General features: G+C 39.5%; 15 protein-coding genes. All 15 read left to right on the top strand.

Features of this window, described 5'->3' with window-relative positions:
- Positions 1–41: 41 nt before the first annotated feature.
- Positions 42–944: a class B sortase gene (locus H9Q77_RS16355; protein ID WP_249326274.1), complete on the top strand. Its 903-nt coding sequence runs from the start codon at positions 42–44 to the stop codon at positions 942–944.
- Between the two features lie 269 nt (positions 945–1213).
- Positions 1214–2446, top strand: coding sequence for an ATP-binding protein (locus H9Q77_RS16350; protein ID WP_118547573.1), 1233 nt, complete (start codon positions 1214–1216; stop codon positions 2444–2446).
- A 435-nt stretch (positions 2447–2881) separates the two neighbouring features.
- On the top strand, positions 2882–4465 hold the full coding sequence (locus H9Q77_RS16345; RefSeq protein ID WP_118547574.1) for a hypothetical protein: 1584 nt from the start codon (positions 2882–2884) through the stop codon (positions 4463–4465).
- Between the two features lie 252 nt (positions 4466–4717).
- Positions 4718–6040 carry a helix-turn-helix domain-containing protein gene (locus H9Q77_RS16340; protein ID WP_249325961.1) on the top strand — a complete coding sequence of 441 codons (1323 nt, stop codon included), beginning with the start codon at positions 4718–4720 and terminating at the stop codon, positions 6038–6040.
- A gap of 315 nt (positions 6041–6355) precedes the next feature.
- Positions 6356–6595 (top strand): hypothetical protein, encoded by a 240-nt coding sequence (locus tag H9Q77_RS16335; RefSeq protein WP_055194534.1) that lies wholly within the window; start codon positions 6356–6358, stop codon positions 6593–6595.
- Between the two features lie 260 nt (positions 6596–6855).
- Positions 6856–7833, top strand: a complete 978-nt coding sequence (gene bsh / locus H9Q77_RS16330) for a choloylglycine hydrolase (RefSeq protein ID WP_118547575.1) — start codon at positions 6856–6858, stop codon at positions 7831–7833.
- A 38-nt stretch (positions 7834–7871) separates the two neighbouring features.
- Complete coding sequence (locus tag H9Q77_RS16325; protein WP_249326273.1) at positions 7872–8552, top strand: GTP pyrophosphokinase; 681 nt, start codon at positions 7872–7874, stop codon at positions 8550–8552.
- 35 nt (positions 8553–8587) lie between these two features.
- Positions 8588–10147: a cardiolipin synthase gene (cls, locus tag H9Q77_RS16320; RefSeq protein WP_249326272.1), complete on the top strand. Its 1560-nt coding sequence runs from the start codon at positions 8588–8590 to the stop codon at positions 10145–10147.
- A gap of 197 nt (positions 10148–10344) precedes the next feature.
- The gene (locus tag H9Q77_RS16315; protein WP_118547577.1) at positions 10345–11778 is read left to right on the top strand and encodes a phospholipase D family protein; all 1434 of its coding nucleotides are present in this window, start codon (positions 10345–10347) and stop codon (positions 11776–11778) included.
- Between the two features lie 18 nt (positions 11779–11796).
- Entirely contained in the window at positions 11797–12468 is a 672-nt protein-coding gene (locus H9Q77_RS16310) for a response regulator transcription factor (RefSeq protein WP_008115849.1), read from the top strand.
- On the top strand, positions 12468–13511 hold the full coding sequence (locus H9Q77_RS16305) for a sensor histidine kinase (protein ID WP_118693599.1): 1044 nt from the start codon (positions 12468–12470) through the stop codon (positions 13509–13511). The genes H9Q77_RS16310 and H9Q77_RS16305 overlap by 1 nt, the downstream gene beginning before the upstream one ends.
- A 31-nt stretch (positions 13512–13542) precedes the next feature.
- On the top strand, positions 13543–14589 hold the full coding sequence (locus tag H9Q77_RS16300) for an FUSC family protein (RefSeq protein ID WP_249326271.1): 1047 nt from the start codon (positions 13543–13545) through the stop codon (positions 14587–14589).
- Between the two features lie 608 nt (positions 14590–15197).
- Positions 15198–15521 (top strand): ATP-binding cassette domain-containing protein, encoded by a 324-nt coding sequence (locus H9Q77_RS16675; protein WP_283244800.1) that lies wholly within the window; start codon positions 15198–15200, stop codon positions 15519–15521.
- 38 nt (positions 15522–15559) lie between these two features.
- Positions 15560–16210, top strand: coding sequence for a DNA/RNA nuclease SfsA (gene sfsA / locus H9Q77_RS16290; RefSeq protein ID WP_249326270.1), 651 nt, complete (start codon positions 15560–15562; stop codon positions 16208–16210).
- A gap of 70 nt (positions 16211–16280) precedes the next feature.
- Positions 16281–16496 carry a hypothetical protein gene (locus H9Q77_RS16285; protein WP_249326269.1) on the top strand — a complete coding sequence of 72 codons (216 nt, stop codon included), beginning with the start codon at positions 16281–16283 and terminating at the stop codon, positions 16494–16496.
- The last annotated feature ends 162 nt before the right edge of the window (positions 16497–16658 follow it).

Here is a 16658-nt window from a genome sequence, read left to right as displayed (position 1 = left end):
TGAGCTGCGCCGCTATCCAAGCGCGGCAAGGAGATAGCATTATGAAAAGAATCACAAGAATCATTCGTCCGATCATCTGCATAGTTGTCCTTCTCGTTGCTATGACCACGGCAGTCATGGGCTGCTATCAGAAAGAGACAGAGCCTATCGACATTCCCGGCAGAACGCCTTCCGGCACATCTGCGCCTCAGCCATCAGCGACTCTCGCGGGCGAAGTTATCCCCTCGGTGGACAGGCAGACAGAGTTGGCGGAAGCCAGAGCGAAGAATCCCGACACTGTGGCATGGCTGTATATCCCCGGTGCGGAGGTGGACGACCCTGTGATGCAGGCAGAGGACAACGGCTATTACCTAAAGCTGGATGAAAACGGTGAGTACGCCATGTGGGGCTGTTATTATGCCCATTGTGAAAACAAAATCGGCGGCAGGGATAAGCTGGACAAAAACACCACCATTTTCGGCCACTCCGCCAGCAACTGCGACCCAGACGGTGTGCGGTTCACCAAGCTCTACCGTTATATGGACGCAGACTTTGTAAAGGAGCATCCGTATATCTATCTCTCTGTGGATGGTGAGGACATGATCTTTCAGATCACCGCACTGTTCGTCACGGATATTGGTTTTGACTATATTGCGCCTGATCCCACGGGAGATGATCTGACCAGCTTCTTTGAGACGATTGCGCGGAAAAACTGGCTTGACTTTGATGGCGTGACCTTCTCCGAGGAAGATACTGTTCTGACCCTCTCCACCTGCTGCCGGAAGTATGACAAGGCCAACAGCGGCAATCAGCGGCTGGTGGTCATGGCAAAGCTGCTGCCGGAGGGCGCAACCGCACAGGAGTTCAGCGTATCCCTTGTGGATAGTCTTGAAATGCCCAAAAAGAAATCAGAATACGACGATAATAGGACACCCATCCTTGCTGTCCCAACATTTTTCAGATGAAAGGGACCTATGCGTATGACAGGAGAGCACAGGAGGTGCCGCTATTGAATCTGTTCTGGGAGCAAAAAGTATTGCGGCTTTTAAGGGAAATGCAGATGTTTATAATGAACCTGTGTAAACAGAACAGGCTTGATGCCTGGGGCAATCTTCGGATTGCCTTTACATAGTCTCCACTTTCAAAAAATAAAATATATTGTGTTTTTGAAAGCGACGTCTTGCACATACTATTAGCAGACAGTATAATAAATACATTGAAGCAGTTTCAAAAAATGAAAAATATTCGACTTTTGAAAGCGGGTGACGATATGAAAACAATTACAAGAGCAAAGTATCTCGACAGAATCATTGAACTGAATGGTACTCCTGACATCAAGATTATCACGGGCATTCGTCGATCCGGTAAGTCCAAGCTGATGCAGGCGTATATTGAGTATCTGAAAAGCCATTTTGAAAATATCAATATTATCTTCATTGACTTCATGGATTTGGCGTATGAAGAAATCAAGGAATACCATGCCTTACACGCTTATGTGGAAGAACATTATCAGGAAGGTAAAACGAACTACCTGTTTGTAGACGAGGTTCAGATGTGTCCCAAGTTTGAGCTGGCAATCAACAGCCTGTACTCTAAAGGAAAATACGACATCTGTGTAACCGGCTCCAATGCTTTCCTGTTGAGTGCGGATCTGGCAACTCTGTTTACCGGACGCTATATTGAAATTCATGTGTTTCCTTTCAGCTTCCGGGAATATTGCCAATATTATGATGATGTTAGTGATAAAGATAAGCTCTTTGATGATTACGCTGTCAAGGGCGGTTTAGCAGGTTCTTACGCTTACAGAACCGAAAAAGACAGAACAAACTATATCAAAGAGGTCTACGAAACGATTGTTACAAGGGATTTGGTGCAAAAATATGCGCTCCCGGACACTTTGGTTTTACAACGTCTGAGCGAGTTTCTTATGGATAATATCAGCAACCTGACGTCTCCTAATAGGGTCAGTCAGTTGCTGACAGCAAATGAGACTCCAACCAATCATGTAACCGTCGGCAAGTACATTAAGTATTTGTGCAATGCTTTTGTATTTTATGATATTAAGAGATACGACATCCGGGGCAAGAAATACCTTGAAAGCTCTGAAAAGTTCTATTTGTGTGACAGTGGTATTCGATATGCAATACTGGGAAGCAGAAATATGGATTACGGCAGAGTATATGAAAACATCGTTTGCATCGAGCTTCTTCGCCGTGGATACGATGTCTATGTCGGCAAGCTCTATCAAAAGGAGATCGACTTTGTTGCTCAGAGAGGCAGCGAGAAGATTTATATTCAGGTCAGCGACAACATTTCCGGGCAGGAAACATTTGAGAGAGAATGCTCTCCTCTGCTTCAGATCCGAGATGCTTATCCGAAAATGATTATTGCCAGAACCAAGCATCCCAAATATAGCTATGAAGGAATCGAAATCCATGATATAGCCGATTGGCTGCTACAAGAATAAACAAGGCGAAATATCTCCGTCATTCTCTTTTGAAATGATGGAGATATTTTTATGTTGATGGAGATTCAGGGCCAGGAAACTGTGTCAGATTGCAAAAATCCTTTCCGAACTTTTTACATAGCAGTCACGCACTTCGGTGTGTGGCTGCTTATTTGCATCTATGCTATCAAAATCAAACAAAAATGATCTGCATAGCAGTTTGCTATGCAGAGTGTCTCATCCTTTGGGATGATTTACATTTCGAAACAGACTCGTATAATATAATTCGAGACAGGTTACGAAAAGACCGTATATTATAAGGTTTCCCAGCCCGGCTATACGGATGCTTCCGGCTCCGCCACGGTAAATATTACCAAACGCCCACTCACCGTTTCCAACATCACGGAAAATAAGACCTATGCGTATGCTTCCGGTTCAGACGATAAGGCAATCGGTGTGGATATTGCAGGAAAGCTCCCGCCGGATAGGGGAACTACAATATATACGGTTGCAAAGAAAGATCCAGAGCAGCTTTTAAGTGAGGTAACAGTCGATACAGCCGGAAATCTGACCTATAAAGTAAATCAGGTAGATTCGTCCAAGGTTGGAAAGACAGCAATTATCACGGTAACAGCTTCGATGGAGAACTATGAGAATGCTGAATACACGCTGACGATTAGTATTACAGATACAAGAAGCGAATGTGATCACATACACACTGAAATACGGAATCAGCGGGAAACGACCTGCACGCAGACCGGATACGCAGGAGATACCTATTGTACGGACTGTGATAAACTTCTGAGTACCGGAAAAGAGCTGGCGGCATTGGGACATGATTATAAAGCAACCGTAACAAAGCAGCCGACGACAACCGAGGAAGGCGTCAGAACCTACACCTGCTCCAGATGCAACAGCAGCTACACAGAGAGCATTGCGAAGCTGCCGGAGGAACAGCACACTCACAACTATACGGGAAGCATTACGAAGGAAGCAACCTGTACAGAGGCAGGGGTAAGGACCTACACCTGTTCCTGTGGAGACAGCTACACGGAGAATATTCCGGCAACAGGACACAGCTATGTATCAAAAGTAACCAAGGCTGCAACGACAACTGAGGAAGGCATCATGACCTACACCTGCTCCAAGTGCGGACACAGTTACACACAGCCGATCGCTATGATTAAGTCTGATAACAGCAACAAGGATAATAGCAACCAAAACCAGAAACCGCAGTCTGGCACAGACAATGGTAATCAGAATCAGAAGCCACAGCCTGATACGGATAATGGTAAGGACAATGGTACTTCAATTAAGCCATACATCAAGGATGACAGCGGCAAGGAAGGCTGGGATGTGATCAAGCCACAGCTTGAAGAAGCTAAGTCAGGCGATACGGTAACGGTTGCAATGAACGGAACAACTGTAGTACCGAAAGATGTAATTGACAGTATCAAGGGCAAAGATACAACACTTGTTCTTGACATGGGAAATGGTCTTTCCTGGAAAATCAATGGACAGGATATTACTGATGCAGCCGGAGATATTGATTTTGATGTGACAGTCGGAGCCGACGCAGGAAAATCCATTCCTGTGGATGTGATCAACAACGTGACAGGGGAACGTTCTTCCTTGAACCTGACTCTTGCTTATGACGGAGAGTTTGGATTTACAGCCACATTGACCGTCAACATGGAATCAAAGAATGCAGGACTGTATGCGAACCTGTTCTACTACAATGAACAGACCGGAGAATTGGAATTTATCAGCGCCGGACAGATTAATGCGGATGGAAATGTGGAACTTGAATTTACCCACGCATCAGATTACACGATTGTTGTTGATGCCAAGATTATGAGTGGAAACGCTCAGGCAGACAACAAAGCTGATGAAACCATTCCTGCGCCTAAGGCAGATGAAAGCACTTCAAAATATGCATGGAATAATACGATAATCATTATTATAGGTATCTGTATTATACTGATTGTTTTTGGAGCCGTATTCTATGTAAGAAAAAAGAGTGGTTCTGAGGAAGAATAAGTATCTCACATAGTAATTGAATAAAAGTGGGAATGTGGGAGCGTACTGGCAAAGGGCGTAACAGTATAAACATGACAAGCGGTGTATGTCTTGATGAAGAGACGTATGCCGCTTATTTGCGTCAAAAATGATAAAAAATATTCGTTGAAAAAATCGTTGAATGAATTTTAAAAATCTGATTTGGGTATAGAAACCATAAGTTAGTCATGCAATGGTATACTGAATAGGTATCCTCCTGCAGAAGGAGGTCCTATGCCGAAAGAAGAAAGGAAAAAGGGGACACATTTAACTTGGGATGACAGGCATGAAATTCAGAAGGGACTGAAAGAACATCGTACCTTTAAAGAGATTGCATACATTATAGGCTGTTCACCTGATACGGTTTCCAAGGAAATACGCAGGCATCGTTATCATAAGTTGCGAAGCAGGGATGGCATACTTCATGCAAGTCCAAACCGGTGTAAATACCGAAATAGCTGCAGGCGTTGGGATGTGTGTAAAAAGAAGAAGGGACATAAGTGCAGAATTCCATGCCGGGAGTGTATCAGCTGTAATAAGCTGTGCCCTGACTTTGTGGATGCACCATGCCCAATAGAACACAAGGCGCCTTATGTGTGCAATAACTGCCCCAAGTCCTTCAGCTGTCTGTTTGATAAGTACCTGTATAACGCTGATTATGCCCATAAGGAGTACTGTGAAACGCTTAGGAAATCCAGACAGGGAATAGACATGACCAGAGATGAACTGGCAGCATTGGACAGTCTTGTGAGCCCGCTGATCAGGAAAGGACAGCCCCTGGCACATATCCTGGCGCATCATGCAGAAGAGATTCCCTGTGGGGAACGAACGCTTTATAAGTATATCAGTGCCGGCTATCTGACCGCAAGAAATCTGGATATGCGGAGAACGGTAAGATATCGAAAAAGAGTGAGAAGCGTTCCAACTCCAAAAATCAGCTATCGTAAAAAAGAAGGACATCATTATTCAGACTATCTTGATTTTATTGCGAAAAACGAAGGCATACGAGTGGTACAGATGGACACAGTGGAAGGAAATAAAGGCGGGAAATTACTTCATACGCTGTTATGGCCGGAAAACAATCTGATGCTGGCATTTCTGATTAAAACCAAAGAAATGAAGAATACCGTAGCTACTTTTGACTGGTTGGAAGAGACGTTGGGAAGTGAAATGTTTCGGGAACTGTTTCCTGTAATACTGACAGATAATGGATGTGAGTTTGCAGATCCGGAGTTGTTTGAAAAAGGACATGACGGAAAGAAGCGTACCAGAGTGTTTTATTGTGAATCGAGACATTCTGAGCAAAAGGGAGAACTGGAAAAGAATCATGAGTACATAAGATATGTACTGCCAAAGGGAAGTTCGTTTGATGGATTGAACCAGGAGCAGGTGTTACGTATGGTAAATCACATCAATAATACAACAAGGCCTAAACTTCATGGTTCGACACCCATGAAGAAGGCCCTGAAGTCATTTGACAAAAATGCAATGGAAAAGCTTGGACTGGAGATCATCCCACCCGATGAAATCTGTCTGAAGCCTGAACTATTGAAATAAATAAAACAGGCAGGAGGATACAGAAAAGAATAAACAGTTGATGGCAACCAGAAGTTACTCGTGCAAAAGACTTTTGGAGGCTTCCTTTAGTGTACCCTAAAATCCATTCATTTTTAATTATTATAGGTCAGAAAGGGATGAAAAACAACCTGAAAATGGCGAGAAACAGGGCAAAGCAGAAGTTAGTCGTGCAATTCTTTTTCTGAAGCGTGGCAGTAGAAGTTACTAATGCAATCAACTTCGTTGAAAAAATTTGTAGTTATTTGTAAGAATTTGTCGAGAAGTGCCATGTATATAATGTAGTGAGGTTTTAACATGACCAAAGACGAAGAAATCAGAATGATAAATGAAAAACTGGATTTTTATGTAATGGAGGCAAGTGATGAGGAGTTCGATACCGAAGAGGTACGCAAACTTGTGAAGCGATTAGATGAATTGGATCCCATACCATTGCCGTGGAAATCGGATGAGGAAGCATTGAAAGACTTCTGGGATTATTGCGAAGAGAGACAGAGGGAAGAACGTATAATAGCAGAGATGAAAATTAAGGGCTGAGAAGTCAGTGCCTTTGGAAAAAGTATGTGGTAAAATATATATACGAGAAACGAAATGCTGCAAGAATTGCCAGACGTAGGTCAATTCATCCTAGCTATGGATACCTGGTTTGAAAAACTGATGTAATCTAGGAAAATAGTTTAAAGTTTACATGTTATGAGCATGTATGAATTTGGAACAAAATAAAAGAATTGTGCTATACTATTGTTCAAGAAAAAAATCATTGACATATTTCAATCTATTTAGGAGGATAAACGATCATGTGTACAGCAGCAATTTATAAAACAAAAGATTTTTACTTTGGACGAACCCTCGATTATGAATTCTCTTATGGTGATCAGATAGTAATTACACCACGTAATTATGCGTTTAATTTTCGCCATGTTGGCGATATGAAAAATCATTATGCAATTATTGGAATGGCTCATGTTGCAGAGGATTATCCTTTGTATTATGATGCTATGAATGAAAAAGGAGTGGCAATGGCAGGACTGAATTTTGTCGGAAATGCTGTTTATGCCGCGATTAAGCCAGATGTGGAAAATATTGCACAGTTTGAATTTATTCCGTGGATTTTAAGTCAGTGTTCTTCTTTAGTTGAAGTTCGCGAGCTTCTTGAACGAATTAATATTGTTAATACTCCTTTCAGCGAGCAATTACCATTAGCACAATTACACTGGATCATTTCTGATGAGAATGAGTCAATTACGGTAGAATCTATGTCAGATGGTTTGCATATTTATGACAATCCAGTAGGAGTGCTTACGAATAATCCGCCATTTCCACAGCAGATGTTTCAACTAAATAATTATATGTATTTATCTCCTAAACAGCCCAGAAATACTTTCTGCGAAAATTTGGCTCTTGATGCATATAGTAGAGGTATGGGAGGATTAGGTCTTCCGGGAGATCTTTCATCTTCCTCACGATTTGTACGTGTAGCTTTTACAAAGGTAAATGCAATTTCAGGTGAATCAGAGGAAGAAAGCGTTAGCCAATTCTTCCACATTCTCGGATCTGTGGATCAGCAACGAGGATGTTGCGAAGTAGCGGATGGAAAATATGAAATCACATTGTATACGTCGTGTTGTAATGTTACAAAAGGTATTTATTATTACAATACTTATGAAAACCATCAGATTAGTGCAGTAGATATGCATGTAGAAAATCTGGATAGTGATAAAATGATTTGTTATCCAGTAATTCAAGGAGAACGAATCAACTATCAAAATAAATAATGTTTTGAAATCAGGGATGAGGTAGAAAGGAAAGTTCCATGATAAAAGATGAAGTAAAAAAACTCAGGATGGACAGTCCGGAATCACTACAGTTTTTAAATAATGCTACAAAATTTTATAATTTAATGATGATGTATCGTTGTGCTATTCGGGAGATACAAACTAAACTTGAAGTTTTGGATGATGAATTTTCAGTTGAGAACAATCGAAATCCTATTTCTTTTATAAAAACAAGAATTAAGAAGCCCAATAGTATTTACGATAAACTGCAGAAGATGGGATATGAATTTACAACAGAAAATATACAGACATATCTCAATGATGTAGCAGGCGTTCGAATAGTTTGTGCGTTTATTGACGATATTTATATGATATCAGATTTAATTACCCAACAGGATGATATTAAAGTTATTGAAATAAAAGATTATATAAAAAATCCAAAATCGAATGGTTATCGAAGCTATCATATGATTGTTGAAATACCAGTATTTTTTGCTAAGGGTAAAACACCTATGCGTGTAGAATTACAGATTCGAACCAATGGTATGGATTTCTGGGCAACATTGGAACATCAACTTCGCTATAAAAAAGGAATTGAAGAAATGCCTGGCTATGATGAGATAAGTGAAGAATTACTTCATTCTGCAAGAGCTATCATTGAAGCAGATAATGAAATGCAGAGAATAAAAGACAAAATTGGTATGTTCTACGAAATTTAGGGAGAAAACTGAGCAAGTAGGAAGGTGGAATATATATGAAACAAGATACTTTAGAGGGCAAAGCAAAAACAAAAAATGGGGTAAAACGGCTGTGTTTTTCCATAATCTGCATTCTTCTGGAAGTGATTTTTATTATTACTATCGTAACACGCTTGAATGAATATGCAGAAATCATAAATTTATTTACAAGGATTTTGAGTGGGATCTTGGTTTTGGGATTGTACGCATCAAATAAGACATCCTCTATGAAAATGCCTTGGGTCATTTTAATTCTAATTTTCCCAATTATGGGTGTAGGCCTGTATTTGTTGATTGGTTTGAATGGTGGCACATATAAAATGCGTGAGCGATATGCAGAAATTGATAGCAAATTGTTACCAATGCTTCCGGACAGTCAGGAGTGTTTGAGCAGAATAAAAGAAACAATTCCGAAAGCAGGAAATATAGCAAGTTACATACAAAGAAATTCGCAGTATCCAATCTATCAGAATACGGATATTGTGTATTTTGATGAAGCAGTGAAAGGATTAGAGGCACAGCTTAAGGATTTGGAGAAAGCACAGAAGTTTATCTTTATGGAATATCATGCGATAGAAGACGCTGAAGCATGGCATAAGATTCAAGATGTTCTGGAAGAGCGAGTAAAAGCAGGTGTGGAAGTTAGAGTATTCTACGATGATATGGGTTCTATAGGCTTTATTAACACAGATTTTGTGAAAAAAATGGAGGCAATAGGAATTCATTGCCGTGTATTCAATCCGTTTATGCCAGGTTTAAATCTGTTTTTGAACAATCGTGATCATAGAAAAATAACAGTTATTGATGGAAAAGTCGGATTTACAGGTGGATATAATCTAGCAAACGAATATTTTAATTACACACACCCGTATGGACAGTGGAAAGATACAGGTATTCGTTTAGAAGGAGATGCTGTTCAGTCGCTTACGGTGACATTTTTGGAAATGTGGAATGCAGTAAGTGATAAGGATGCTAATGATTCTGATTTTAGTAAATACCTTTTTCACTATGATTATGCGGCACAGCAAACTGGGTTTGTTCAACCTTATGCAGACAGCCCTATGGATAATGAGCAAGTAGGAGAAGAAGTTTATATCAGTATGATAAATAAAGCTGAAAAATATTGTTGGTTTATGACTCCATATCTAATCATAACAGATGAAATGACGCATGCGTTATGTCTGGCTGCTAAGCGAGGGGTAGACGTAAGAATTATCACACCTGGTATCCCTGATAAAAAATTCATTTATAATATAACTCGTTCTTTTTATCATGGATTAGTTAAACATGGTGTTCGTGTTTATGAGTGGACTCCTGGTTTCTGTCATGCAAAAATGAGTGTGGCAGATGACTGTATGGCAACTTGTGGAACAATTAATCTGGATTATAGAAGTTTATATCACCATTTTGAAAACGGCTGTTTTATGGCAGATTGTCAGGCAGTTGTGGAAATAAAAAATGATCTGATAAGAACGATGGGAGAATGTCGTGATGTGACAGACCAATATCAAACCGGACGAAGTGCATATTTGCGACTGGGACAATTATTTATGAGATTATTTGCTGGATTGCTATAAGAATCTGATGAAACGACCTTTCAAAAAACAGTTGATTTAGAAGTTAACTGTTTTTGAAAGGCCGTTTTTGCTATATCTAACAGTCTGTTGTACAAAGAAGATTTTGCATGGATGAAAAAACAAACCTTGTTGAGGTTAAATTGAGATTGACTTTGTATTGTATAAGTATGAAATAAAAAGGAATCAGGTGATGTACAATGAAAAAGTATAAAATATGTAAAATCCTTCTTGTTATACTGGCAATTTTTTTATGTGTGGCTTTTTATGAATTGCTCGGAATCTGCGTTGCATATAAAAAGCAGCCGGAAGTGTCCAATACAACCAAAAAAGAAACAAAAAATGGGTCATGGAACGAATGCAGTGAAAATACAGAACGGGCAGTAATCATAGAAAAGAATCCAGAAGCGCTTTTACAAAGAGTGCGTTTGATCAAGAATGCAAAAAAGGAAATTATTCTTTCTACTTTTGCATTTCAATCCGATGAAAGTGGAAAATTGATTTTAGGAGCACTGCATGATGCGGCAGACAGAGGTGTACATATTCGTCTGTTAGTAGATGGAATGGAGAGCTGGATTGATATGGAAGGAAATCCGTATTTCTATGGATTATCTTCCCATGAGAATGTTGAAATTAAACTATATAATAAGGCCAATCCGTTGAAACCATGGAAGATGATGGGTAGAATGCATGATAAATATTTGATTGCAGATGGAAAGAGATATATTCTTGGGGGAAGAAATACATACAATTATTTCCTGGGTGATTTTCCGGGACATAAGAACTATGACAGAGACGTGTTAGTGGTTTGCGATGAACCTGAGAAAGAAAATTCAGTTAACCAGTTGTTAGAGTATTTTGAAACGATATGGGAACAAGAAGACAGTGGTTATTTTCATGACAATAAAAAACTGGCAAATAGAAAATCTGTAAAGAACGCAGTTTTAGAGCTGCAGAACGGCTATCAGAAATATTTTGAAGAGAATAAGGAAAGAATCTGCGATACCGATTACACGGACGAAACTTTTGAGACAGAAAAGATTGCATTAGTGTCAAATCCTATCCACACAGGTCCCAAGGAACCAGTAGTCTGGTATCAACTGGGAGAACTAATGAAAAATGCAAAAGAGCGCGTGAAAATTCATACACCATATATTATCTGTAATGATATGATGTATAATACATGGAAAGAGATTGCGGAGAGAGTTCCGGATTTTTCTATCATGACCAATTCGGTTGCCAACAATGGAAATCCGTTTGGTTCTGCTGATTATGCGAGAAACAGAAACAGAATTTTAAATACAGGAATTGATATCTGGGAGTATGAAGGCGGCTATTCTTACCACGGAAAAAGCATCCTGATTGATGATGATCTATCCGTAATCGGTTCCTTTAACATGGATATGAGAAGCACGTATCTGGATACGGAACTGATGCTTGTAATACGTAGCAAAGAGATTAATAAACAGTTGGAAGAAGGCATGATGGAATATGAAAGAGTGTCCCGACAGGTATTGGAAGATGGAACCTATCGTGATCCGTATCATGTAGAGCCAATTGAATTGACAAAGAAGCGTCAGAGAAACATACTTTTGGTACAGCATCTGCTTGGATGGGCAAGATATCTGTTCTGATAAAGGAGGAAGAAGATCGTGTTTCAAATATTAATTGTAGAAGATGATAAAGAATTAAGCCAGCTATTCCAAAAAGTGCTTGAGAAGAATGGATATCAGGTCAAAAGTGCATCGGATGGAGCACTGGCATTAGAAATATTGGATAAAGAGTATATTGATCTGATCATTTCCGATATTATGATGCCGGTTATGGATGGTTATGAACTGGTGTCGGAACTCCGTTCAGCAGGATATCAGATACCGGTACTTATGATCACTGCGAAAGGTTCCTTTGATGATATGCGCCAGGGATTTCTTTCGGGAAGTGACGATTATATGGTAAAACCGGTAAATGTGAATGAAATGGTTTTAAGAGTCGGAGCACTGCTTCGCCGTGCACAGATACTGAATGAACACAAAATTGTGATCGGTTCAACAGAGTTTGATTATGATGCAATGACGGTTATAACTGATAAGGAAAGTCTTGTTTTGCCCAAAAAAGAATTCCTGCTTTTATATAAGCTTGCAGCTTCGCCAGGCAGAACATTTACAAAACAACAGTTGATGGATGAAGTATGGGGATACGAGACGGAGGCAGACCCACATACGATAGAGGTACATATAGGAAGAATCAGAGAGCGTTTTAAAGATAACCCTGATTTTGAAATCGTAACAATGCGTGGAATTGGATACAAGGTGGTGAAAAAATAATGGAACAAAAGAAAGAAAAAGGATTGCGGATCCGATCCTGTCTGACTGGTGCAATCTGGCTGGCACTTGTATTTTCAACAGTCATATCTGCTTTATTATTTGCTTTTTTGAATCATTTTTTTCATCTGCCGGGCAGCATACCTGTGCTTGGCTGGCTTTTGATTTTCAATACATTGATTGCAGGGCTGATCACTTCCTTTATTAATGCAAAGTTACTGGAACCAATTACCAGACTTAGTAAAGCAATGAAGGAAGTTTCTCGGGGAGATTTTGAACAGCATTTGGAAACGAACAGCCGTATAGCAGAAGTTGGAGAATCTTATCAGAGTTTTAACGTTATGACAAAAGAACTTCGTGCAACAGAGGTGCTGCAGATGGATTTTGTATCTAATGTTTCTCATGAGTTTAAGACCCCGATTAATGCCATTGAAGGGTATACAATGCTTCTTCAGGGAGAGGAACTGTCTCAGGAGCAAGAGGAATATGTAGAAAAAATCCTGTTTAATACCCAAAGACTTTCCGGATTGGTTGGTAATATTTTGCTGTTATCCAAGTTAGAGAATCAGAATATACCAATGAAAAAAACAGAATATCGTCTGGATGAACAGATCCGCCAGGCATTTCTTTCATTGGAAACAAAATGGACAGAAAAAGAAATTGGTTTTCAGGTAGAATTGGAGGAAGTTAAATATACTGGGAATGAAGGACTTTTTATGCATATCTGGATAAATCTTTTGGATAATGCGATTAAGTTCAGTCCTTCAAAGGGGACAATTACGATGTTTCTGAAACAAGAACAGGATTCTGTTAAGTTCATTCTGGAAGATGAAGGACCAGGAATAGAGGATGATGTAAAATCCAGAATATTTGACAAGTTCTATCAGGTAGATGGATCTCATAAAGCAGAAGGAAATGGCCTAGGTCTTGCACTTGTAAAACGGATTGTAGATAGTGCCGGAGGAACAATCAAAGCAGAAAACCGTGAATATGGTGGATGCAGATTTGTTATAGAGCTTCCAATACAGAAAGATGAGGCCATATAAGTTTAAGAAAAACAGATAGAGGAGGAATTACATGACATTTTATCAGGAGTTGCAGTTAAATCAGGCAGGTTCTAAAAACCTGTTGAAAAAGAGTGAAACACTAAAAGAAAAATTATATCATATGTGGGTATATCTGGTGAAGATAGCTGTTACAATGGCATTTTGTTTTTTCTTTGTTAGTATTTTCAGCATCCTATTTGGAAAGGAGAACAGCATTGTAGGTGTAGTAGTCTTATTATGTCTCATGGTGTTTAGAAATGCGGATCTGGGGATCCACATCGGACAATCTACGATGCTTTTGGCTTTGTTCTTTGTAATTATGACTGTATGTCCGCATTTAGCAAATCAGTTTTCACCGGTATTGGGAATGCTGTTAAATATTGCGGCACTGGCTGTGTTGATTCTGTTCGGATGCCATAATCCATTCATGTTTAATCAATCTACATTGGTTCTTGGGTATCTACTGCTATATGGTTATGATGTTACGGGAAAAAGCTATCAGATGCGATTAGTCGGAATGGCTTTAGGTGCAGCACTTACCTGCTTCGTATTTTATCGAAATCATAAAAACAGATCGTATAAAAGAAATTTGAATGATTTGGTACAGGAATTTGATATATCTTCTTCCAGAACAAAGTGGCAGTTATGTCAGATCATATGCGTACCGGCAGTACTCTGCATTGCGGAACTCTGCAATATGCCACGGGCAATGTGGGCTGGAATTGCGGCAATGTCAGCAATCTTACCATTTATGGAGGACATGCAATACAGAGTCCGCAAAAGGATTGTCGGAAATATTGCAGGTGTAATATGCTTTACAGTACTATATTTTCTGCTTCCGTCATCCATCTATACATACATAGGAATCCTTGGCGGAATTGGTGTAGGACTTTCTGCAAAATATGGCTGGCAGGCAGTATTTAACACATTTGGTGCTTTGGCCATTGCTACAGAGAGTTATGGACTAAAAGAAGCAGTTGGTCTTAGAGTGATTCAGAATGTTTTTGGCGTTGTATTTGCATTAATATTTTGTTCTATGTTTTATTGGCTTATGTCGAAAAAAAGAAAACAGTGGTAACCGTGGCTGCAAAATAACGTGGGTTAGAAAGAAAAAAGGTTAAGAATGAAAGATATTATCACCGCACGGATGAACAGCTTGTACAGTTTGCAAACTGGAAACCAGAGTTTGAAAAATAATATGGAGAAAATAGTATGAGCAAAAATGATGTATGGCTGAATCGTAATGGTGGCCAACTGAGTGAACTCGATGGAACGGAATGGTTATATCCTCCGGGTGCTCCGAGCACCGAAAGGTGCTTTACAGAGATGAAAACAGGTTTTCTTATTTTGACAGGGAGTAACAGAATAGTTAGGAAAACCAAGGATTTCCTTGACTTAGGTTGACTAATCATTGTATGTATTTACAGTGGTATCTCGAGTTCCTAAGACTCTATTGTAGGTTCGATTCCTATAGGAGACGCTCATTTTTAGCGGTAATGAAGATTGTTTCATTACCGCTTTTTTTGTGCAGAATTGCAATTTCAGTGACAAATTTGTTATCGATTCACATTTTTTGGTCTGTCACCCAGAGGGACTAACTACAATGTAACACTAATAATATAAGGTGTTAAAATTGCGTTGTCTCAAATAGAAATTATGATAGAAGACATAAGATTAGGAGGAGCTATGAGCAAAACAATTGTTGAGTTTAAGGATGTTGTAAAGACATATGGAAGCGGTGATGCTCTTTTATATGCAGTCAACCATATTGACTTTAAAATAGAAGAAGGCGAATTTGTAGTCATACTGGGACAGTCTGGTGCCGGTAAATCGACAGTACTTAATATTTTGGGCGGTATGGACCAGCCGACAGAGGAAAAGTCAAAATCATGTGATCGGCAGGTACAAAGTTTTCGAGGAGATTCCTTGGTTGTTGAAATAGATGGATTGCTCTATAATGGCACTATAAATTGTATGTTTGACACCGACAGTTTTCCGGGAATTGTCTGAGTGTACTGTAAATAGGATATCTGAGGAAGGTATATATTATGAAGTATGAAAATATTGTGGAAGGCAAATTTATCAACAGACCTAACAGATTTATCGCCTATGTGGAGGTCGCAGACAGGATGGAAACGGTACACGTAAAAAATACAGGGCGGTGTCGGGAGCTTTTGCTGCCGGGAAATACCGTTGGTATTCAAAGGTCGGACAATGAGGCCCGTAAAACAAAGTATGATCTGATATCGGTATATAAAAAAGGGTCCGGTTGGGTAAATATTGATAGTCAGGCACCGAATAAGGTGGTAGGGGAATGGCTTGAGAAACAGGAGTATGATTATGTAAAGCCGGAGTATGTGTATGGAAATTCCAGAATAGATTTTTACATGGAAAAGGGTGCAAAGAAATATCTCATGGAGGTAAAAGGCTGTACACTTGAGATAGACGGCGCAGGGTATTTTCCGGATGCACCGACGGAGAGAGGGACAAAGCATCTTCGTGAACTTATAAAGGCGGTTTCGGAAGGATATAATTGTTATATCGCATTTGTCATTCCCATGGAGGGTGTGAAGATGGTGTATCCCAATGCCGCGATGGACAAGGAGTTTGCGGAAGTATTTTATGAAGCACAGGCAGCGGGAGTGAAAGTATTGAATCTTGCCTGCAGAGTCGAAAAGGATGAACTGGAAGTATTATAAACGTTGGAATGACATAGAGGAAATCCTTGCTGCTTTTCGCCGTTGGAAAAGAGAAGATACAGAAAAAAATATGAAACGAATCAAAGCGGCATGTATTACACAGACGATTCATTTTATTAACAAGGATATTACGAAAAGTGAGTATTCAAAACGTAAAGTGCAGGAGGAAATCACCAGATATAAGCACAGATTGGACAGAGAGAGGACAAAATATAAAATTCTGTCGGAAGAGGTTGAAGAGGACGGTTCCGTATTTGTGCAAAACATATTAAAAGAACCTATATGAAATTGGTAAAAACAACTAAAGTCATTCCAAATTTAAAAATAAATAATTCGAATTTATGAACAAAAATTCGTTTGATGCTTTATTATAATTACACCTTTCCGCGAGAGTTAAAAATTCTTTTATGTAGCTTATTTTATAGTATCACCATTTTCAAAAAAACCA

The sequence above is a fragment of the Simiaoa sunii genome, from assembly GCF_014337175.1.
Lineage (GTDB): Bacteria > Bacillota > Clostridia > Lachnospirales > Lachnospiraceae > Acetatifactor > Acetatifactor intestinalis.
This window is presented reverse-complemented; position numbering and strand designations above follow the sequence as displayed.